Origin of the sequence: Maribacter sp. IgM3_T14_3 (genome assembly GCF_049603095.1) — a bacterium.
Taxonomy (GTDB): Bacteria; Bacteroidota; Bacteroidia; order Flavobacteriales; family Flavobacteriaceae; genus Maribacter.
Map to the genome: position 1 here is coordinate 891,150 of NZ_CP187138.1, position 20,321 is coordinate 911,470.

Consider the following 20,321-nt stretch of genomic DNA (forward strand, 5'->3'; position numbering starts at 1 on the left):
ACTGAGAAGTTGGGCTTTTTTTATGCGCTATTGTTCATCAAACAAAGGTTTTAGAACAAAACTAAACAGCAGATCATTATCATAACGCTCTACCAATACCTTTATCTTCTTGTCTTTTTTAAAATTAAGCATATGCATTATCTCCTGTAGTTTATACCGGTGGATGCGTTTGCCATTAACTGCTAAGATTACATCTCCTTCTCGTAAGCCTGCCGAATGTGCCGGACTCCCTTGACGTATTCCCGAAACAATTATTTCTGGCACCAAACTTAACCTTGTAGCGCCCTGAAGTATAATTTGTACATTACCATAGGTCTTTGCACTACTATTTAACACACCATTAGAATCGGTAATTCTTTCTGACACGTATCGCATACCTGCATGTTGCAAATCGATTCCGCTTATATTATACTGAAATAGCTTACCGAAATTAGAATTTTTGGTCATTATCAATTTCTCATTCTTATAATCGAATACGATATTAAACCGCTTAATAACCTCGCCACCCAAGCTCCCATTTCTACCACCAAAATCTGTAATTGTTGTAAAAGTCTCCATGTCAGGGAAAGCCGCCTTGGCATCACTCAGTATAAAATCTGCAATCTTTAAATGACTGATTTTTGTTCTCTTACCATATATATCTCCAGCGAGTCCTTTTCCTAAAAAATCTTGATAATGTTTCTCTGGCAATTCAATTCTTTCATCTTCAAAAAGCCAAACAGCATCACTACTACCAGTATCCAATAACATTTTCACTGGTATTTCGTCATTCTTACTTATCATCACAAATGCATCTAAATATGCCTTCTTTCTGATAACCGACATATCTACAATCCTAGTATTCTTAGCCTTTTTATATTTATATAACTCTGGGTCATGAAATTTAATGGTTTGTTTTACGTAATTAATATCGACTACAAAATCTCTGAACAGATCATAACCTATTATACCATGCACAGGCACGCCTAGACTCGGTGAGAAATTAATACCGGCATCCATAACTACATAAATATTTTGAGAAGTATTTTTAATATCACCAAGCTGTACAAAATTTCTAGTCGATTTTAAGGCATTAATAGGGTCTCCATCACCCAAACCATTTATAGTTATCTCGGTAACATTATTTAATTGTATTGAATCTTGGTCTGCCAAATTGAATAATATAGGCGTACCCACACCTGAATCAAGTACAAATGATAGCTCGGTACCGTTTACCTCTACAGGTATGACCATCAAATTATTAATAAGCTCGAATTTGACTTTTTGAAATTTCTTTCCCGCAGGCAATTGAAAGGTTTGAGCTATTCCTGAAAAAGAAAAACTCCAAATAAAAATGACAAAAACTATGGAATATTTTCGTAACATAATCTATATGAATTAGTTAACCCTTCTTAAGTTACATAATTATTTGATGCAACCCCTAATTTTAACACTCAGCAAAAAATCAAATAAAAACCTAATTACTTTGTAAGAACCATTATCATTTATCACTTTTGTGTAAAATATAATTCATATGCCATCTGTTTCAAATAAGGGGCTTACCATGCCCCAATCTCCTATACGAAAGCTAGTACCGTTTGCTGAAAATGCAAAAAAGAGAGGGGTTACCGTTATTCATTTAAATATTGGACAACCAGATATAAAAACCCCGCAACAGGCTTTAGATGCTGTCAAAAACAATAATATTAATGTACTGGAATACAGCCGTACCGAAGGTTCTGAAGAATTCAGAACTAAAATTGCCAAGTATTACGCAAAAAACGACATACATGTAAATGCGGCAGATATAATTGTAACAACAGGTGGTTCTGAAGCATTGTCTTTTGCAATGAATACCATTGCAGATACAGATGACGAGATTATAATACCCGAGCCTTTTTACGCCAATTACAACGGATTTGCAACTGCTTGCGGAGTTACCGTGGTGCCTGTAGTCTCAAAACTAGAAGATAATTTTGCCTTACCACCTATCGAAGATTTTGAAAAATTAATTACCCCTAGAACAAAGGCTATATTAATATGTAACCCTGGTAACCCTACCGGTTATTTATATAGTAAAGAAGAAATTCAAAAATTAGCAACACTTGTTAAGAAACATAATATCTTTTTAGTTGCCGACGAAGTATATAGAGAATTTACCTATGATGACAAAACCCATGCTTCAATACTAAAGGAAGAAGGATTAGAAGAACATGCCATTGTTATTGATTCGGTTTCTAAAAGATATAGCATGTGCGGTGCACGTATAGGGTACCTAGTTTCTAAGAATAAAGAATTTATTGCAACGTCAATGAAATTTGCACAGGCAAGACTCTCGCCACCAACATATGCTCAAATTGCAAGCGAGGCGGCTTTAGACACACCTGATAGTTATTTTGCAGAGGTAAAAACCGAATATGTAGCACGTAGAAATATATTAATTGCAGAATTAGAACAAATTGAAGGTGTTAAGATTGCAAGACCTCAAGGTGCATTTTATTGTATTGCCGAATTACCTATTAAAGATGCCGACCATTTTGCTCAATGGTTATTAGAAGACTTTAATTTAAATAACGAAACTGTTATGGTTGCACCTGCCGCAGGTTTTTATGCTACCGAAGGTTTAGGTAAAAATCAAATTAGAATTGCATACGTTCTTGATCAAGAGAGTTTAAAAAGAGCAGTTCGCATACTAAAAGAAGCGCTTAAGAGTTACAAAGGTTAATGATTGTACAAGAACATTTTTCTTTAAAGAATTACAATACATTCGGTATTGATGCTACTGCAAGATATTTTGCAGAAGTAACCTCTATTGAAGAATTAAAGTATATTCTTAGCAAGGAAAACTATCCTCGAAAAATAATAATTGGCGGTGGTAGTAATATGCTACTTTCTGATAAAATCGATGCGTTGTTTATTCATGTTGATTTAAAAGGAAAGAGAATTCTATCTGAATCTGACGAAATAGTTCATGTACAGGTAATGGCAGGTGAGAATTGGCACGAGCTGGTCATGTGGACTTTAGATAATAATTTCGGGGGATTAGAAAACATGTCATTAATACCTGGCAACACTGGTACCGCACCTATTCAAAACATTGGAGCATACGGTGTTGAACTAAAAGATTGTTTTGTAAGTTGTGATGCCGTTAGAATTACTGACCAAGAATTAGTTACCTTAACAAAGGAAGAATGCAACTTCGGATACCGAGATTCATTCTTTAAAAACGAAGGAAAAGACAAATTCGTAATTACCTCGGTGACCTTTTCTTTTACCAAGAAAAATCATCAAATTAATTCTGGATACGGTGCCATTGAAAAACAATTAAAAAAAGAGTCGATTTCAAACCCGACCATTAAAGATATTTCAAATGCGGTAATTGCTATACGACAAAGCAAATTGCCCGATCCAAAAGTTTTAGGCAACAGTGGTAGTTTTTTCAAAAACCCAATAGTTTCAAAAAAAATATTTGAAGCTTTTATTTCAAAGAATGCCGAAGCTCCTTTTTATAAGATGACCGAAGAATTATATAAAATTCCGGCAGGTTGGTTAATTGAGCAATGCGGTTTTAAAGGAAAACGCTTTGGCGATGCAGGAGTTCATAAGAATCAAGCTTTGGTACTTGTTAATTATGACAAGGCAACTGGTAAAGAAATTCTAGACCTTTCGGCGAAAATTATTGAAGCCGTAAAAACAAGATTCGGAATTGAAATAAGTCCGGAGGTTAACTTAATAAAATAACCCCTGTAATAAAAATTACAAGGGTTATTACCAAACCAAACCAACCAAAAACAAAGTGGGCAGTTACCAGCCGACCACTTATTCAATATATATTTTTAGAAAACGCATCTATAACAATCAATTTTATAATTTAGCGTTTAACCATATACGGTTCAATATTATCATTTGGATGTCCATTCTAAAAAAAAATGTACATCATATAAATTATGAGCACTCTATTAGAAAATCATATTGTTGAATTATTACAAGAGCGAAACGAAAAAGCCATTTCTCTTTTATACGATCATTATGCCGACACCCTACTAGGTGTCGCTAATAAGGTCGTACGCGATCCTGATCTTGCTCAAGATGTCGTTCAAGAATCTTTTGTTAAAATTTGGAAAAAGGCGGACACCTACGATCCAAAAAAAGCGAAGCTTTTTACTTGGTTATTTAGAATTACACGTAACACCGCTATTGATAAATTAAGAAGTGTTAACACAAAATCTGATAAAGAAATCCAAATAGATGTTTCTGACGTATATACATTAGGCGTAGAAAGTACAAGGCCAGAGTTAATGGATGTGAAGGAACATCTAGACAAAATTGAAGAAAAATATCAAATTGTTCTAGAAGCCCTTTTCTTTCAAGGAATGACCCAACAAGAAGCAAGTGAAGAGTTGGATATACCCTTAGGAACCATTAAATCTAGACTTAAAATAGGATTGCGCGAGTTAGGCAAAATCTATGGCCCTGCCTTAATTGCCATGATTTTAAATATTGTATTATGAAAGACAAAATAAAAATTTTCCTTGATTCTGATCTTTTGGAACAATACCTTTTAGGTACGACCACAGAATTAGAAAGCATGCAGGTTGAGCGTTACATCGCTATGTACCCTGAGGTAAGAGAAACATATGCCGAGCTGCAAGATAACCTTGAGATTTTTGCCAAACTTCATGCTATTGATGCACCGCAAGGTCTAAAGGATAAAATAAACTCTAGAATTAAGGCTGAACGTAAGGGCAGAAAAAGATTTTACAGTTACGCAATCGCTGCTAGTATTACCGCTATTATGTTTATTGGCATCTCAACTTTTTTCTGGAGTCAAAACCAGAGTTTACAAGAAGAGAACAGTGTTGTTAGCAATAAGATAAAATTGCTTGAAGAAAATATGAAAGAGCAGTTAGAAGATGTACGTAACCAGTTTATTGTACTTAACAATCCTCAAACTAAAAAATATAATGTGAAGGGTAACCAAAAGGCAAAAGACTTGAAAGCTGTTGCTTACATCAACCCTGTAAAAAAATTATCATATATAAACGTTAGCCAACTACCACACATACCTGAAAGTCAGTGTTTTCAAATGTGGGCAGAAGTTAATGGCAAAATGATAAACCTTGGTATTATCGAAGAGGCTGGTGACCAACAAAAATTATTGGCACTACCATATGCAGAAAATGCCGTAGGTTATATTACAATTGAGCAAAAAGGTGGTAATCATGCACCTAGTGTAGAAAATATAGTAGCGAATATAGCTTACTAACCCTAACACATATAAAGTATTCTTAAAGCCCCATTTTGGGGCTTTATTTTTTATCTTTGTTTAAAATTTAGCATATGAAACTAGCATTATTAACCATTGGGTTGTTAGCATTGGCATTTGCGGGTATCGCAATTAAAATATGGTCTAAAAAAGACGGAGAGTTTGCAGGAACTTGCGCGAGTCAAAGTCCTTTTCTTAATCAAGATGGGCAAGCTTGTGGTATGTGCGGTAAAATGCCAAGTGAGCAAGATTGCAAAAAGGATATGATTACCGAGTAAGCAAAATTCGTTATCTTAACATTACGCATACCAAAATCAGTATTTGAATAACACAGACACTTTAGAAGAAACAATTCGTAAAGCGAAAGAAGGCAACCAAATTGCTTTTAGTCGACTGCTTGATATGTTTTGGAACGATGTTTACGGATTTCAACTAAAACGTACCGAAAACGAGAACGATACTGAAGACATTACTATTCAGACATTCTCTAAAGCTTTTGACAAAATTCATACCTACAACGATACGTATGTTTTTAAAACTTGGTTAATCGCTATCTCTAAAAACATTCATATTGATTTAGTAAGAAAGCGTAAAAAGAGTTTATTAGATTCTAGAAGCAATTCTGAAGCAATAACAAGTACTTTAGATGCTTCACCTTCTATGGAGGACCAGTTGATTCAAGAGCAGAATTTAGCAGATTTATTAAGAGATATTAAAAAGTTAAAACCTCATTACCAATCGGTTATTAATCTCAGGTATTTTAATGAGTTAAGCTACGCCGAAATTGCCACTCAATTGAACGAGCCTATGAATAGCGTGAAAGTAAAATTGCTACGGGCAAAAAAACTACTTTCAGAAATTATTAAAGCAAGAAAGTAATTGACGCTATATCACATATATTTTTCATAATTTAAAACTCATTTGTGAGGTATATAATTCTTCTTTATCCTCACTTTATTAGTTCGTATATTTGTATCAAAATTAAAGCATGTCTACAGTCTTAAACGAAAATGTTGCTCCACCTAAAGGCAAACCGAAATGGCTTAGGGTAAAATTACCTACGGGTAAGAAATACACACAGCTAAGAGGCTTGGTCGACAAGTACGACCTACATACTATCTGCACCAGTGGTAGTTGCCCTAATATGGGAGAATGCTGGGGAGAAGGTACTGCTACCTTCATGATTTTAGGTAATGTATGTACTAGATCATGCGGATTCTGTGGTGTTAAAACCGGTAGACCAGAAAATGTAGATTGGGCAGAACCTGAAAAAGTAGCTAGGTCTATAAAAATTATGGGTATTAAGCACGCGGTAATTACATCTGTTGATAGAGATGACCTTAAAGACATGGGTTCTATCATATGGGCAGAAACTGTTAAGGCGATACGTAGAATGAACCCTACAACAACTTTAGAGACTTTAATTCCTGATTTTCAAGGTATAGAAAAGCATTTAGATAGAATTATAGCCGTTTCTCCTGAAGTTGTATCTCACAATATGGAAACTGTTAAAAGACTAACTAGAGAAGTGCGTATACAAGCAAAATACGAACGTAGTCTGGAAGCACTTAATTACTTGAAAAAACAAGGGATAAGAAGAACTAAATCTGGTATTATGTTAGGTCTTGGTGAACATGAAGATGAAGTTATTACAACTTTAGCCGATCTTAGAAATGCAGATGTAGATGTTGTTACCATTGGTCAATATTTACAGCCTTCTAAAAAACACCTTCCTGTAAAAGAGTTTATAACTCCGGATCAGTTTAAGAAATACGAAGATATAGGTCTTGAAATGGGATTTAGACATGTAGAAAGTGGTGCTTTGGTTCGTTCTTCATACAAGGCGCACAAGCACATCCTATAAAATTTCCCTGAAAACATACCAATCGCTTAGATTAATTCTAAGATAATTTGCTGGTTCTATATGTGACGGAACTATGAGCACTAATAAATACAACCAACGGTAACCAATGCAGAAACTTAACATAGGCATCAATGGTTTTGGACGAATAGGTAGAACCCTATTTCGACTAATGCAAGAACATGAAAATTTTAATGTTGTTGCCATTAATGATTTGGCAGATACCCGCACTCTTTCTCATTTATTGAAATACGATAGTATACACGGCACATCGCCACATACGATTTCGCACGATGGTACGCATATCATTGTTAACGATACACCAATTGTATTGTTTAACGAATCGCATCCTTCTAATATAAATTGGGCATCGGCCGCTGTCGATTTAGTAGTAGAATGCACGGGTAAATTTAAGGATAGAGAAACATTGGCTTTTCATATTAAAAATGGCGCCAAAAAAGTAATCTTGTCCGTTCCGCCAACTGAAGATGACATAAAGATGATTATTTATGGCATCAATGAAAATTCACTAACAAAAGATGATGACATCATTTCAAACGCATCTTGTACTACAAACAATGCTGCCCCGATGATAAAAATAGTGAATGATCTATGCGGCATTGAACAAGCATATATTACCACTATACATTCTTACACTACAGATCAAAGTCTCCATGACCAACCTCATAGAGATTTAAGAAGGGCGCGTGCAGCATCGCAATCTATAGTACCAACCACTACTGGTGCAGCAAAAGCGTTAACTAAAATATTTCCAGAACTGGCAGACTCTATAGGTGGTTGTGGCATACGAGTACCCGTACCAAATGGCTCGCTTACCGATATAACCTTGAATGTAAAAAGGGCTACAAGTATTGAAGAAATAAACTCTACATTTGAGAAAGCATCACAGAACCATTTTAAAAATATTCTTCACTATACTAGTGACCCAATAGTTTCTATTGATATAAACAATAGTTGCTATTCTTGTACGTTTGATTCTTTGATGACTTCGGTCATAGGAAAAATGGTTAAAATTATTGGCTGGTACGATAATGAAACCGGCTATAGCAGTAGAATAATAGATTTAATTAATTTCATTACTATTAAAAATTATATTTGAAAATCTTATTTTTAAATAAAGTATTTAAACTATTACTAGTCCCCATTGTAATTATGGCGACTACCACTACCCTATTTTCACAAGAACAAATTCAAAAGACAGATATACAACCGTATTTTGATCAGGCAAGAAAATTCAAAAATCAAGATAAAATAGACCTTGCACTTGAGACTTTAAATACTGCCGCGAACGAAGCCGAGAAAGGCGAAGATATAAAGGGACTCATAGATAGCTTACACGAATTGGCTTTGCTTTATTTGAAAATCGACAAAGAAGGTGACACCGAATTTTACTGGGATCGCGCAAGTGTATTACTAAAAGATGTCGAATACCCTTATGGCGACGGTATGCACAAGTATATTGAAGCTATTCTATTGCATAGAAGCAATAGAAATTTTCAAGCATTGTTCATGCTAAACGAGGCAAAACAGTTAAATAACGATCGTAATTTCTATAACAATCTACTGTTAACCGAAGCAAAAGTTTACCTCAGTTTAGAAAAATATGATAGCGCTTCAAAAAATTTGAATTCGCTTATTGTAAATACGGATCTTTACGAAAAAGAATATCTTACTACCCAGGCATATTTGACCCTTGCAGAGCTAAATTTAAAATCAGATAACTTATCTGAAGCTGCAAAAAATGGTGAAAATGCGTTAAGCCTCGCTATTGACAACCGCTTTTTAGAAGATATCAAGAATGCAAATACACTTTTATCTTCGGTATATGAAAGACTAGGTTTATACCAGAAGTCGCTGGTAAACACCCAAAATCTGGTACAATTAAAAGATTCGATATTCAATATTGATAAGAATATAATTGAAGCTAAAACTGCCGATAAGATTAGAGATGATTATAAAACGGAAGAAATAGCTCGTCAAGAAAAGAAGATCGAAGAACTTACCGAGTCTCAAAATAGATCTGAACTTACCGCAATACTGACCTCTGCCTTTTTAATCATTATTTCACTTTTGGCTGTAACACTGTACAGAAACAACCAAATAAAATTAAAGACAAACGACCTTTTACAGACTAAAAATAAAGAATTACAAATTGCTCGTGATGGCGCAGTACAAGCCATGGAAGCGAAAACAAACTTTCTTTCTACTGTTAGTCACGAACTTAGAACGCCGTTATACGCTGTTACCGGTTTAACCCACCTTTTATTAGAGGAAGACCCAGAAGAGCATCAAAAGGAACATTTAAAGGCACTAAAATTCTCTGGAGATTATTTACTTAATTTTATTAATGACATTCTACATATTAATAAAATTGATGCCAATAAGTTAGAACCCCTAAATATGGAGTTCAATCTTAACAAGGTTATAAATGAGGTTATAAATTCATTAGGGCAAAGTGCTAAGTCGAACAACACCCAATTGACTTTGGAGTACGATGCCGATATACCAACTAATTTAGTGAGCGACCCTCTAAAACTTTCTCAAATATTCATGAACTTAATTGGTAACTCTATTAAGTTTACTAGAGGAGGAGAAGTTAAGGTTATTGCTAAATTATTGAACAAGGTGGAAGATGATGTTACCATATATTTTGAAGTTAAAGATAATGGTATCGGTATCTCTAAAGAAAAGCAAAAAAGTATTTTCGAAGGATTTGAGCAAGGGTCTATTCAAATTAATAGGGAATATGGTGGTACTGGTTTAGGTTTGACTATCGTAAAAAGTTTATTAGGTCTATTCAAAAGTCAAATTGAACTAGAAAGTACATTAGACGAAGGAAGTTCTTTTTTCTTTGAGATTAAAATGAAGAGTATTGACAGCACTTCTGAAGATATTTCATTCGAAATCACCCCTAAAGATTATGACTTTAAAGGGCTACACCTTCTTATCGTTGAAGACAACAAGATAAACCAGGTCATTACCAAAAAGATGCTTTCTAAAAGGGATATGACAAGTGATATAGCAAATAATGGCCATGAGGCAATTACTGCCGCTCAAGAGAATGTGTACGATGCTATTTTAATGGATATTCATATGCCGGGTATTAGCGGTGAAGAAGCTACCATTGAAATAAGAAAATTCAATCAAGACACACCGATTATTGCTTTAACAGCTATTTCTCTAGATGATAGTTTAGAAAGCTTTTACGCTGCAGGTTGTGACGATGTTGTTACCAAACCGTTTAAGCCAGAAGTTTTTTATCAAAAGATAGGGGAGAATATTTTTGACAAAAGAACTAGGAAGTCTTTGTCATAAACTGGTGTAACGCTGCTTCTAAAACTTCTTTTCCATGTTCTAAAAACTCATGCTTTACCTCGATGTAATGTAATTGAGCTATTTTAGTCTGTAAACGCACATAGTCTTTTTCTGTAGTAAGAATGCATTCTTTACTTTTTATATCTACTATTTCTTGATCGGTAAAAAAATGATGGTCCTTAAACTTTAAATGTTCAAAGGTGAGGCCTGCTGAAGTTAAGAAACGCTCTAACGGCTCAGGATTGGCAATACCAGTCACCAATGTTACCTTCTTATCTTTCAAAGCTTCTAAAGACATCTCAGTACCTTTTAAATCAGTATTATACATTAAATAACTAAACAATAACTTTTGATCGGGGGCGAGATTCATTTTTGCAGCTATTGTAGCTCGTTCTTGTTTCGAAATTTCTGACGGACATTTAGTGACCACAATAATATGAGCTCTTTTTGCTTCCCCTTTTGCATCCCTTAAATTACCTGTCGGCAAATACCAATCATCTATATACAAATTATCATAAGCAGTTAACAGAATTGAAAAATCTGGCTTCACCTTTCTATGTTGAAAAGCATCGTCTAGTAAAATTACCTCTGGCTTTATTATATTTTCAAGCTGATTAATTCCATTTCTTCTGTCGGCATCTACTGCTACCGCAACATCAGGAAATTTAGTTTTCAACTGAAAAGGCTCATCGCCTAAATCTTCTACACTGGTATTTTCTGTAGCAAGTAAAAAACCTGCCGACTTTCTCTTATAGCCTCTACTTAAAATAGCCAATGTATAGCTGCTCGATAGTGAACGCACCAACAACTCTATCATAGGTGTCTTGCCTGTTCCGCCAACGCTTAAGTTACCTACACAAATGGTTTTTGTAGCAAACTGCCGTGATGAAAAAATACCAATATCGTATAATCGATTTCTAAGAAAGACAATCAATCCGTAGATCAATGAAATAGGAAAAAGAAGTTTTCGTAACACCTGCATCAGAACGAAATTATAATAATTTATCTTTGAATATCTTATTTTTCAATAAAATGACCGTAAAAGACATTACCCAAATTTTAGAAGAGTTTGCTCCTTTAACCTATGCCGAAGATTTTGACAATGTAGGGTTGTTAGTCGGTAACGCTTCTACCGAGGTTAGCGGTGTTCTGGTTACACTAGATACTTTAGAAAATGTTATCGATGAAGCCATTGCCAAAAAATGTAATTTAATCGTAAGCTTTCACCCTATTATTTTCGGGGGATTAAAAAAGATCACAGGTAAAAATTATGTTGAACGTGTGGTCATTAAAGCGATTAAAAATGACATCGCCATATACTCAAACCATACCGCATTAGACAATGCTAAAAATGGGGTAAATGCTAAAATTTGCGAGGTACTAGGCTTAAAAAACACCAAAATTCTCATCCCACAAAAAGGAACTATTAAAAAACTAACTACCTACATTCCGACCGATAATCTAGAAGAGGTGAAAAATGCGCTTTTTATTGCTGGCGCGGGTGAGATAGGTAATTATTCGAACTGTAGCTTTTCTCATGAAGGTACAGGCACATATAAAGCGAATGAAAATGCCAACCCCGTAAAAGGCGAAATAGGCAAAACGCATGAAGAACGTGAGGCGATGTTTACCTGTATTTTTGGTAAAAATGAAGAGCTTGCCATTTTACAGGCATTACTAAAAACACACCCTTACGAAGAGGTTGCCTACGATATACAAACTATAGAAAACACGAACCAAGATATTGGCATGGGTATGATCGGCGTACTTGAAAATGAAATGAACGAAACGGACTTTCTGAACCATTTAAAGCTAAAAATGAACGGAAAGCTCGTTAGACATTCAAATTTACTTGGTAGAAAAATTAAAAAAGTTGCCGTTTTAGGTGGTAGCGGCTCTTTTGCCATCGGTGCTGCGAAAGCAGCCGGAGCAGACGTATTTGTTACCGCTGACTTGAAATACCATCAATTTTACGAGGCTGAAAACCAAATAGTTTTGGCAGATATAGGACACTTTGAAACTGAGCAGTTTACAAAAAACCTTTTAGTTGATTATCTTACGAAAAAAATTCCTAATTTTGCAATCCATTTATCGGAAAGTATAACAAATCCCATCAATTATTTTTAATATGGCAAAAAAAGAAGATTCATCTGTAGAAGCAAAGTTAAGAGCATTATATGATTTGCAATTAATTGATTCTAGGGTTGATGAAATAAGGAATGTTCGTGGTGAACTACCTTTAGAAGTAGAAGATTTGGAAGATGAAGTCCTTGGCCTAAAAACGAGAATGGACAAACTTAAATCTGATTTAGAAAATATCAATTTTGAAATCGGAGCTAAGAAAAACCTTATTGACGAAGCAAAGGCTTTAATTAAAAAATACGGCGAGCAGCAAAAAAATGTTCGTAACAGTAGAGAATTCAATTCAATCAGTAAAGAATTGGAGTTCCAAGAATTGGAAATTCAATTGGCTGAAAAGAACATAAAAGAATTCAAAGCTCAAATTGATCAGAAAAAAGCTGTTATTTCTGAAACCAAAGAGCGTTTATCTGAACGCGATGCACACTTAAAGCATAAGAAAAGTGAATTGAATGCTATTCTTGCCGAAACTGAGAAAGAAGAAAAAGCATTGCTTGAAGAGTCTATCAAATATCAAGATAAAATCGAAGAGCGTTTGGTTAATGCATATGCACGTATTCGTAACAATGTTAAGAATGGTTTAGCTGTTGTGCCAATTGAAAGAGGTGCTTCTGGTGGTTCTTTCTTTACTATACCACCACAGGTTCAAGTTGAAATTGCTTCAAGAAAGAAGATAATTACAGATGAGCATAGTGGTCGTATTTTGGTTGATCCTATTCTAGCTGAAGAGGAAAGCGAAAAAATGCAAAAAATGTTTGCTAAATTATAGCAGCAAACAACTAACATATATTAAAAAAGCCATCTGTAAAAGATGGCTTTTTTTGTTTAAATTCATGATTATGAAATTTTTAAATATCATTTTCATTTTTATTATGATGCATAGTTTTAATATGGCAGCTCAAGATTTATCGGACTTTCAATGGAAAAGTAGAATTGTAATTCTATATGAAAACGACACTAATTTGAAGCATGTAAAAAATGCCTTGGAAATTATCGACAACAATGCTTCTATACTTACCGAAAGAGATATTCTAGTTTTCGTATACAAAGACCATCTATATTATAACACCAATAGAACAACTACAGATATAAAAAAATCAGCTGTATTGCCAAAATCGTACGACGGTTATATTTTAATAGGAAAAGATGGTGGCACTAAATCTAAAGCATCATATCCTTTTAACTTAGAAAAACTATGTAATTTAATTGATAGTATGCCAATGCGTAAAAGTGAAATGAGGAGTAATAAGTAATTAATCGATAAGCGTTAGCATTAACTTTTCAACTTCCTCACTATCCCATTTCTCAGTTATATTTGGAAATTTCATGACTTCTTTCATAATATTTTCTTGTGCATCGCCTTCTGCCAAGGCTTCTGCGTATGGTCTGTTTGAAAACGTTACCCTACTGTAAGCTGGTATCCATTTTTCTGGATGCTTTGCCGAAAAATGCTTTTCTATTTTCTTTTGGAGCAAGAAATTGGTATCGGCAGTTTTACTGCTCATCTCCATAAAATTACGATAGCTTAATTCTGCTATTGCATCAGTATTCGGTTTACGCTTTTTTTGATAGGTTGAAAAAATACGCTCCCAATCATTACCGAATTCCTTAATAATTTCATCCAAAACAAAAATATCTTCGAAACCAGCGTTCATTCCTTGTCCGTAAAACGGCACTACGGCATGCGCTGAGTCACCTACAAGGGCAACTTTGTCCCAATAGGTCCAAGGATAGCATTTCATCGTTACCATTGCGCTAGTGGGGTTCTTAAAAAAGTCTTCTGTAAGGTTTTCTATATCACCCATTACATTCGGAAAATAGGTATTAAAGAAATGAACCGCATCTTTTTTAGTTTTTATGCTATCAAAAGAGACATCACCTTCAAAAGGCATAAATAATGTACAGGTAAAACTTCCATCTAAATTGGGCATGGCAATAAACATGAATTTACCACGTGGCCATATATGAAAAGAATGTTTATCTAATTTATGTGAACCATCTGTATTCGGCGGTATGGTCAGTTCTTTATAACCCACGTCGATAAAACTCTGAGAATAATCAAAACCACTACGGCGTTGCATTTTATGACGAACTCTTGAAAATGCCCCGTCGCAACCAAATACCAAATCGAACGGGTACTCTGTCCACTCCCCTTTTTCGCTTTCACCGGTAAACACTTTGGCTTCCGGTAAATCTATATCCCAAACTTTTTCTTCAAAACGAAAGTCCACTCCATTCTTCTCGGCAAGATCGATCATGAGCTTATTCAGTACCCCACGAGATATTGACCATATAGCCTCTCCTTCCTTACCATACTTCTGATAATATTCTGGCTTACCAATTACATGCATTGCCCGCTTATCTAACGGTATGGCGATTTTTTTTATCTCTTCTTCAATACCAACAGCTCGCAAAGCATTCCACCCTCTATTGCTCATCGCAAGATTTATGGATCGGCCAGAAAATTCTATATTTCTAATATCTGGTCTTCTATCGAATACCGTAATTTGATGTCCGTATCTTTTCAAGTATATAGCAAGCAAGGATCCTACCAAGCCTGAGCCAATAATGGCAATGTTCTTTTTTTCTTGGGTCATGTACAAGGCTTTAAGCCAACATTAATTGAATGTTAAAAATAGGAAATTATGGTTTCATTTCTTGTATAAAGAGAGAAACTAAGCAAATCATTTTCTTTATTGAGCTTATATCTGTTCAATTTTTAATTATTTTTGTTAAACAAAATATACGACTTGAAACATTTTAGTAAAGAAGACCTAGGTAAAATGCCTAGTAGATATAAAGCTCATTTAATCAATAGTTGTACCGGGTATAAATCTGCCAACCTATTAGGTTCTATATCTGGTAACGGTAATACCAATTTGGCTATTTTCAATTCTGTAGTTCATATCGGTAGTACACCGCCGATGTTAGGGTTTATTCTTAGACCGTTAACCGTAAAAAGAAACACCTACGCTAACTTTAAAGAAAGCGGATACTTCACTGTCAACCAGGTCAACGAAGCGATTATAGAAGATGCACACCATACTGCCGCTAGTTATGATGAAGATATTTCAGAGTTTTCAAAAACCAATTTAACCGAGTCTTATTTAGATAATTTTCAGGCTCCGTACGTAAAAGAGAGCGCTATTAAATTGGGTTGCAGCTATGTGAACGAATATGAAATTAAAGAGAATGGTTGTTTACTAATAATTGGTGCTATTGAGCATATTTATTTACCTGATGATATTTTACACGATGACGGTTGGTTGCAGTTAGATAAAGCAAATACTGTTGCCATCAATGGTTTAGATGCTTATGCCCTGCCTCAACTTTTAGCAAGATTCGGTTATGCAAAACCAGACGAACCCAGTAAACATATACTATAGTGGCACATAAAAAGGTAAATCTAGAAACAAAAATTTGTATTACTTGTAATAAACCATTTTCATGGCGCAAAAAATGGGAACGTAATTGGGACGATGTAAAGTACTGCGGAGAAAAATGTAGACGTAATAAACTGAAAACGGAAATTCATGAATAATTTAATCTGGTTTAGAAACGACTTACGGGTTCGTGATAATTCGTCGCTTGTTGAAGCTATGAAAGGCAATAAGGTTATCGGCTTTTATTGCTTTGAATCTTCCTTCTTTGAAACCGATGAATTCGGATTCAAAAGAACAGAAAAATATAGGGCCAAATTTCTACTGGAAACTTTACAGCAATTAAAACAAGAGCTTGAAAAACTTAATATTCCGCTTTTTGTTTACCACGGCAATTCGGCAGATTACTTACCTAATCTAATAGAGAATCATTCAATTGATACTATTTTCTTGCAAAAAGAATGGACAAGAGATGAGCTTTTGATACTGAACGACATAAAGAAAAAAATCCCTTTTGAAGTTAAATTCAATGAGGTGTATGATCAATTTTTATATCACCCAGATGACATACCTTTTAATGACTTTAAATCTATACCCGATGTTTTCACAAACTTCAGAAAAAAATGTGAGGCAGTTAGCAAAGTAAGACCAATAGCGAAACTACCACCTAAAATGTCTCATGAAAACTTAGTGGTAAATGAAACTGAAATTCCAACTTTAAAAGAACTTGGCTTCACTAATTTCTCTACACATGTTAATTCTGCTTTTCCTTTTAAAGGCGGAGAACTAGAGGCGCTCAAGAGAGTTCAAAATTACTTTTGGGAAACTAAAAAACTAGGTTTTTATAAGAAAACCAGAAACGGATTAATTGGTATAGATTACAGTTCAAAATTATCTGCTTGGTTAGCAAACGGCAGTATCTCACCGAGAACAATTTACTGGGAAGTAAAAAAATTCGAAAGAGAAATCATCAAAAATCAAGATACGTATTGGCTGATTTTTGAATTGATTTGGAGGGATTATTTTAAATACGTTTCGCTTAAGCATCAAAGTAACATATTTAAAATTGGCGGTATACTTGAGAAAGACTACAATTGGAATACAACTAAAATTGCCAAAAAAGAATGGATTAATGGCACTACTAAAGAACCCTTTGTAAATGCCAACATGAAAGAACTACTAGAAACCGGATGGATGAGCAATAGAGGTCGCCAAAATGTGGCTAGTTTTTGGTCTAAAGAACTAGAACAAGATTGGCGAATTGGCGCTGCTTATTTTGAAAGTATGCTAATCGACTATGATGTTCACAGCAATTGGGGAAATTGGATGTACAACAGCGGCATTGGCAATGACCCTAGAGACCGTAAATTCAATATAAAGCGACAAGCAGAAATGTATGATCCCAATGGAAAATTTCAAAGGTTATGGTTACAAGAGACATTGTTCTAACCTTAACACCAAATAACAAACAAAAAAATGAAAATAGTACGCTTAGTTTTAGGTGATCAATTAAATCAAAATCATTCGTGGTTCTCCTCGGTAAATGATGATATTACTTATGTTATGGCTGAAATGAGGCAAGAAACAGATTATGTAAATCATCATATTCAGAAAGTAACGGCATTCTTTTTAGCAATGCGAAGTTTTAAAGAAGACCTTTCTGCAAAAGGGCATAATTTTAAGTATTACCAACTTAACGATGATAATAACCCTCAAGATTTAGAGCAAATTATTTCAAATACAATAGCCGAAACTAATGCAAGTCAATTCGAATACCAACTGCCAGACGAATATAGACTTGACCAACAGCTACAACAAATTTGTAGTTCTTTAGATATAGCTCATGATTATTACGATAGCGAACATTTTTATACGACCAGGTCTGAGCTAAAAGATTTCTATACCGGTAAAAAGCAAATGGTCATGGAAAGCTTTTATAGAATGATGCGTAAAAAGCACGACATAATGGTTCAAAATGACCAACCAGAAGGCGATAAATGGAATTACGACCAAAGCAATAGAAATAAATGGAAGGGTCAGCCACCTATACCAAAAGAAAAAAAATTTATTAAAAATGTAGATGAAATCATTGAACTTATCAAGAATGCGAATGTGCAAACTATTGGTAACATAGATTCAAAATCTTTTGCATGGCCGGTAACGAGAGAAGAATGTTTGAGCACATTAGATTATTTCTGCAAAGAACTTTTACCGCATTTTGGCGATTATCAAGATGCAATGCATGATGACGAAAAATTTCTTTTTCATTCTAGATTATCTTTCGCCATGAATGCGAAAATACTATCGCCACATGAAGTTATAAATGCTGTTTTAGACCACTTTTATGATACAACTACCGACATAAATATATCTCAAGTAGAAGGATTTATACGGCAAATTTTAGGATGGAGAGAGTATATGAGGGGAATTTACTGGAAAGAAATGCCCAAATACAAGCAATTGAATACATTAAAAAACACTAATAAATTACCAGATTTCTTCTGGTCGGGTAATACTAAAATGAACTGCCTAAAAAAAGCTATTGGACAAAGTTTAGATACTGCATACGCTCATCATATACAACGTCTAATGGTCATTGGTAATTTTTCTTTATTGACTCAAATAGACCCAGACGAGGTAGACAAATGGTATTTAGGGGTTTATATAGATGCTATTGAATGGGTTGAAATTACCAATACTAGAGGTATGAGCCAGTTTGCCGATGGCGGTATCGTAGCAACAAAACCATATATCAGTAGCGCTAATTATATTAATAAAATGAGTAATTACTGCAGCGGTTGCCATTATAGCCACACCAAAAAAATTGGTGAAAAAGCATGTCCTTTCAATGCGCTCTACTGGAATTTTCTTAATGAAAAGAAAGAACATTTTGGTAATAACCACCGTATGAAAATGATGATGAGTCTTTTAGAAAAAAAAGACAAAAAGGAATTGGCAGATTTAAAGGAACGTGCGAATGATGTCATACAAAATCCTGAAAAGTTTTAGTTTACTTGCTGAACTAATTTAAACTTTTTTAGTGCCAGTACCATTAACGATAGATAATTGAACTCTTTCCAGCTTTCCGTTGGTGGTATCGAACTTGTTGGGCAGGGAGCGAAAGCTGTATATCCAATCATAGGTGAGTTCTATCGCATATCTTTAGTCATATATAGGTTTTGGTCAAAATATTCGTCCGTGTCCGTGTTCCCGTTTATTTTGTTGAAACAAACCTTGGCATTGATGTCCTTGCCGGCAAGGGTCGACCTGAAATACTTGGAATCGAAACCGGCGTCGGCGTTGAGGAACAGGCCCTCGACTGGACTTACAACAAAAAAGTGGACATTTAGTTGCGAGTCATTCTGCTAAATTTTGATTAAACATTTCTATTTCAAATTCTTCTATAGTTTTATACCCCAAAGTGGAGTGTATCCTTCTTCTGTTATACCAAGTTTCTATCCATTGAAAAATGGACAACTCTGCTCCTGATCTAAGGCTGTAATTGTGTTTGTACACCCACTCTACCTTTAAGCTTTTAAAGAATTATTCTGCCACTGCATTATCCCAACAATTACCTTTTCTGCTCCTAGATTGTTTTACCAGACTATTATAACTTTTTAGTATATTGGTAAATCAATAACTAGCATATGGAGACCCTCTATCAGAATTAAATATCAATTCTTTAGTAATGGTATTTGATTTAACAGCCATATTCCAAGCTGGAACTATAATATCGCCAGTGCCTTAAAGTTTGACTCATTGACCAACCCTACTACCTTTCGATGGAACAAGTCTATAATTACCGTTAAATACACCCAACCTTGTTTGGTTTGAATATAAGTGATATCAGAGACCCACACTTGATTTCCCCTCTCAACTGTAAAGTCCTGATTTAATATATTGGGAGCTATTGGATAATTATGATTTGAGTCTGTGGTAAAAATAAATTTATGATGCTACATGAACCTAAATTTTTCCTGTCGTTCGCGGAGAAGATGCTCACTGCCTTTTTTGATATCTGATTTTCTAATTCAGAATTCCGTAACTTTTTCTTTAACTCAGCAATCTCTCTTTGCTCATCAGATAATTTTGGCTTCCCACGACCTGGAAAACTATTCTTACCATATTCACTAGACTCCCTTCGCTAACGACTCAATACCGAAGTAGGAATATCCAACTCTTCGCATATCTGAGTTACGCTGCCTCTTGCAAAGCTTAATTCTAATGCCTTTTTCTTAAACTCTAAATTGTAATTCTTTTTTCGTCTTGACATAATTCAAAGTTAAATTATGTAACAACAATTCTCTCAACTTGGTGTCCAATCTAATATAGTAAGGCCAAAGCTAGTTTACGCTTATTT

General features: G+C 34.7%; 21 protein-coding genes and 2 pseudogenes. 17 read left to right on the top strand and 6 right to left on the bottom strand.

All coding sequences use genetic code 11. The features are described 5' to 3' along the window. Positions 1 to 27: 27 nt before the first annotated feature. Positions 28 to 1,365 (bottom strand): aspartyl protease family protein, encoded by a 1,338-nt coding sequence (locus ACPF9A_RS04110; RefSeq protein ID WP_424001911.1) that lies wholly within the window; start codon positions 1,363 to 1,365, stop codon positions 28 to 30. Between the two features lie 148 nt (positions 1,366 to 1,513). On the opposite strand from ACPF9A_RS04110, the gene ACPF9A_RS04115 reads away from it, so the two are divergent. The 9 genes from ACPF9A_RS04115 (at position 1,514) to ACPF9A_RS04155 (ending at position 10,442) form a co-directional block, all read left to right on the top strand. Next, positions 1,514 to 2,704 carry a pyridoxal phosphate-dependent aminotransferase gene (locus tag ACPF9A_RS04115; RefSeq protein WP_424001913.1) on the top strand — a complete coding sequence of 397 codons (1,191 nt, stop codon included), beginning with the start codon at positions 1,514 to 1,516 and terminating at the stop codon, positions 2,702 to 2,704. Beyond that, complete coding sequence (gene murB, locus ACPF9A_RS04120) at positions 2,704 to 3,720, top strand: UDP-N-acetylmuramate dehydrogenase (RefSeq protein ID WP_424001915.1); 1,017 nt, start codon at positions 2,704 to 2,706, stop codon at positions 3,718 to 3,720. Before ACPF9A_RS04115 ends, murB begins: the two co-directional genes overlap by 1 nt. 206 nt (positions 3,721 to 3,926) lie before the next feature. Beyond that, positions 3,927 to 4,490 carry an RNA polymerase sigma factor gene (locus ACPF9A_RS04125; RefSeq protein ID WP_424001917.1) on the top strand — a complete coding sequence of 188 codons (564 nt, stop codon included), beginning with the start codon at positions 3,927 to 3,929 and terminating at the stop codon, positions 4,488 to 4,490. Continuing rightward, positions 4,487 to 5,245 carry an anti-sigma factor domain-containing protein gene (locus tag ACPF9A_RS04130; RefSeq protein ID WP_424001919.1) on the top strand — a complete coding sequence of 253 codons (759 nt, stop codon included), beginning with the start codon at positions 4,487 to 4,489 and terminating at the stop codon, positions 5,243 to 5,245. The genes ACPF9A_RS04125 and ACPF9A_RS04130 overlap by 4 nt, the downstream gene beginning before the upstream one ends. Before the next feature lie 74 nt (positions 5,246 to 5,319). Beyond that, positions 5,320 to 5,523 carry a membrane or secreted protein gene (locus tag ACPF9A_RS04135; RefSeq protein WP_133688772.1) on the top strand — a complete coding sequence of 68 codons (204 nt, stop codon included), beginning with the start codon at positions 5,320 to 5,322 and terminating at the stop codon, positions 5,521 to 5,523. Between the two features lie 43 nt (positions 5,524 to 5,566). Further along, on the top strand, positions 5,567 to 6,124 hold the full coding sequence (locus ACPF9A_RS04140; RefSeq protein ID WP_424001921.1) for an RNA polymerase sigma factor: 558 nt from the start codon (positions 5,567 to 5,569) through the stop codon (positions 6,122 to 6,124). Between the two features lie 109 nt (positions 6,125 to 6,233). Further along, positions 6,234 to 7,109 carry a lipoyl synthase gene (gene lipA / locus ACPF9A_RS04145; RefSeq protein WP_424001923.1) on the top strand — a complete coding sequence of 292 codons (876 nt, stop codon included), beginning with the start codon at positions 6,234 to 6,236 and terminating at the stop codon, positions 7,107 to 7,109. 106 nt (positions 7,110 to 7,215) lie between these two features. Continuing rightward, entirely contained in the window at positions 7,216 to 8,226 is a 1,011-nt protein-coding gene (gene gap, locus ACPF9A_RS04150) for a type I glyceraldehyde-3-phosphate dehydrogenase (RefSeq protein WP_424001925.1), read from the top strand. 53 nt (positions 8,227 to 8,279) lie between these two features. Continuing rightward, positions 8,280 to 10,442, top strand: a complete 2,163-nt coding sequence (locus tag ACPF9A_RS04155; RefSeq protein WP_424004419.1) for a response regulator — start codon at positions 8,280 to 8,282, stop codon at positions 10,440 to 10,442. On the opposite strand, the gene lpxK is transcribed toward ACPF9A_RS04155, so the two are convergent. Then, positions 10,423 to 11,424, bottom strand: coding sequence for a tetraacyldisaccharide 4'-kinase (lpxK, locus tag ACPF9A_RS04160; RefSeq protein ID WP_424001927.1), 1,002 nt, complete (start codon positions 11,422 to 11,424; stop codon positions 10,423 to 10,425). The genes ACPF9A_RS04155 and lpxK overlap by 20 nt on opposite strands. 50 nt (positions 11,425 to 11,474) lie before the next feature. Here lpxK and ACPF9A_RS04165 point away from each other — a divergent pair, with 50 nt between their 5' ends. From ACPF9A_RS04165 to ACPF9A_RS04175, 3 genes are all read left to right on the top strand, one after another. Further along, a complete protein-coding gene (locus ACPF9A_RS04165; protein ID WP_424004421.1) occupies positions 11,475 to 12,569 on the top strand; it encodes a Nif3-like dinuclear metal center hexameric protein in 1,095 nt (364 codons plus the stop codon). Position 12,570: 1 nt separating this feature from the next. Next, on the top strand, positions 12,571 to 13,350 hold the full coding sequence (locus ACPF9A_RS04170) for a zinc ribbon domain-containing protein (protein WP_424001929.1): 780 nt from the start codon (positions 12,571 to 12,573) through the stop codon (positions 13,348 to 13,350). Positions 13,351 to 13,420: 70 nt separating this feature from the next. Further along, the gene (locus ACPF9A_RS04175) at positions 13,421 to 13,834 is read left to right on the top strand and encodes a DUF4174 domain-containing protein (protein WP_424001931.1); all 414 of its coding nucleotides are present in this window, start codon (positions 13,421 to 13,423) and stop codon (positions 13,832 to 13,834) included. Here the strand turns inward: ACPF9A_RS04175 and ACPF9A_RS04180 are convergent, their stop codons facing one another. Beyond that, a complete protein-coding gene (locus ACPF9A_RS04180; protein ID WP_424001933.1) occupies positions 13,835 to 15,178 on the bottom strand; it encodes an FAD-dependent oxidoreductase in 1,344 nt (447 codons plus the stop codon). Positions 15,179 to 15,331: 153 nt separating this feature from the next. On the opposite strand from ACPF9A_RS04180, the gene ACPF9A_RS04185 reads away from it, so the two are divergent. The 4 genes from ACPF9A_RS04185 to ACPF9A_RS04200 are packed head-to-tail and all read left to right on the top strand — an operon-like array spanning position 15,332 to position 18,970. Further along, positions 15,332 to 15,967: a flavin reductase family protein gene (locus ACPF9A_RS04185; protein WP_424001935.1), complete on the top strand. Its 636-nt coding sequence runs from the start codon at positions 15,332 to 15,334 to the stop codon at positions 15,965 to 15,967. Then, positions 15,967 to 16,122, top strand: a complete 156-nt coding sequence (locus ACPF9A_RS04190; RefSeq protein ID WP_424001937.1) for a DUF2256 domain-containing protein — start codon at positions 15,967 to 15,969, stop codon at positions 16,120 to 16,122. Before ACPF9A_RS04185 ends, ACPF9A_RS04190 begins: the two co-directional genes overlap by 1 nt. Next, positions 16,115 to 17,410, top strand: coding sequence for a DASH family cryptochrome (locus ACPF9A_RS04195; RefSeq protein ID WP_424001939.1), 1,296 nt, complete (start codon positions 16,115 to 16,117; stop codon positions 17,408 to 17,410). The genes ACPF9A_RS04190 and ACPF9A_RS04195 overlap by 8 nt, the downstream gene beginning before the upstream one ends. A 27-nt stretch (positions 17,411 to 17,437) precedes the next feature. Continuing rightward, positions 17,438 to 18,970, top strand: a complete 1,533-nt coding sequence (locus ACPF9A_RS04200) for a cryptochrome/photolyase family protein (protein WP_424001941.1) — start codon at positions 17,438 to 17,440, stop codon at positions 18,968 to 18,970. Here the strand turns inward: ACPF9A_RS04200 and ACPF9A_RS04205 are convergent. After that, positions 18,967 to 19,101, bottom strand: coding sequence for a hypothetical protein (locus tag ACPF9A_RS04205; RefSeq protein WP_424001943.1), 135 nt, complete (start codon positions 19,099 to 19,101; stop codon positions 18,967 to 18,969). The two genes, ACPF9A_RS04200 and ACPF9A_RS04205, sit on opposite strands and share 4 nt — an antisense overlap. Before the next feature lie 39 nt (positions 19,102 to 19,140). On the opposite strand from ACPF9A_RS04205, the gene ACPF9A_RS04210 reads away from it, so the two are divergent. After that, a complete protein-coding gene (locus ACPF9A_RS04210) occupies positions 19,141 to 19,311 on the top strand; it encodes a hypothetical protein (protein WP_424001945.1) in 171 nt (56 codons plus the stop codon). A gap of 7 nt (positions 19,312 to 19,318) precedes the next feature. Here ACPF9A_RS04210 and ACPF9A_RS04215 read toward each other — a convergent pair. Both ACPF9A_RS04215 and ACPF9A_RS04220 read right to left on the bottom strand, forming a co-directional pair. Continuing rightward, positions 19,319 to 19,911, bottom strand: a pseudogene (locus ACPF9A_RS04215) (IS3 family transposase); the annotation flags it as partial. Positions 19,912 to 19,923: 12 nt separating this feature from the next. Beyond that, positions 19,924 to 20,234 (bottom strand): annotated as a pseudogene (locus tag ACPF9A_RS04220) (transposase); the annotation flags it as partial. Positions 20,235 to 20,321 lie beyond the last annotated feature (87 nt).

Coding starts and splice junctions, on each gene's coding strand:
- ACPF9A_RS04110 (WP_424001911.1), bottom strand. CDS start 1,365: ATGTTACGAAAATATTCCATAGTTTTTGTCATTTTTATTTGGAGTTTT.
- ACPF9A_RS04115 (WP_424001913.1), top strand. CDS start 1,514: ATGCCATCTGTTTCAAATAAGGGGCTTACCATGCCCCAATCTCCTATA.
- murB (WP_424001915.1), top strand. CDS start 2,704: ATGATTGTACAAGAACATTTTTCTTTAAAGAATTACAATACATTCGGT.
- ACPF9A_RS04125 (WP_424001917.1), top strand. CDS start 3,927: ATGAGCACTCTATTAGAAAATCATATTGTTGAATTATTACAAGAGCGA.
- ACPF9A_RS04130 (WP_424001919.1), top strand. CDS start 4,487: ATGAAAGACAAAATAAAAATTTTCCTTGATTCTGATCTTTTGGAACAA.
- ACPF9A_RS04135 (WP_133688772.1), top strand. CDS start 5,320: ATGAAACTAGCATTATTAACCATTGGGTTGTTAGCATTGGCATTTGCG.
- lipA (WP_424001923.1), top strand. CDS start 6,234: ATGTCTACAGTCTTAAACGAAAATGTTGCTCCACCTAAAGGCAAACCG.
- gap (WP_424001925.1), top strand. CDS start 7,216: ATGCAGAAACTTAACATAGGCATCAATGGTTTTGGACGAATAGGTAGA.
- ACPF9A_RS04155 (WP_424004419.1), top strand. CDS start 8,280: ATGGCGACTACCACTACCCTATTTTCACAAGAACAAATTCAAAAGACA.
- lpxK (WP_424001927.1), bottom strand. CDS start 11,424: ATGCAGGTGTTACGAAAACTTCTTTTTCCTATTTCATTGATCTACGGA.
- ACPF9A_RS04165 (WP_424004421.1), top strand. CDS start 11,475: ATGACCGTAAAAGACATTACCCAAATTTTAGAAGAGTTTGCTCCTTTA.
- ACPF9A_RS04170 (WP_424001929.1), top strand. CDS start 12,571: ATGGCAAAAAAAGAAGATTCATCTGTAGAAGCAAAGTTAAGAGCATTA.
- ACPF9A_RS04175 (WP_424001931.1), top strand. CDS start 13,421: ATGAAATTTTTAAATATCATTTTCATTTTTATTATGATGCATAGTTTT.
- ACPF9A_RS04180 (WP_424001933.1), bottom strand. CDS start 15,178: ATGACCCAAGAAAAAAAGAACATTGCCATTATTGGCTCAGGCTTGGTA.
- ACPF9A_RS04195 (WP_424001939.1), top strand. CDS start 16,115: ATGAATAATTTAATCTGGTTTAGAAACGACTTACGGGTTCGTGATAAT.
- ACPF9A_RS04200 (WP_424001941.1), top strand. CDS start 17,438: ATGAAAATAGTACGCTTAGTTTTAGGTGATCAATTAAATCAAAATCAT.
- ACPF9A_RS04205 (WP_424001943.1), bottom strand. CDS start 19,101: ATGATTGGATATACAGCTTTCGCTCCCTGCCCAACAAGTTCGATACCA.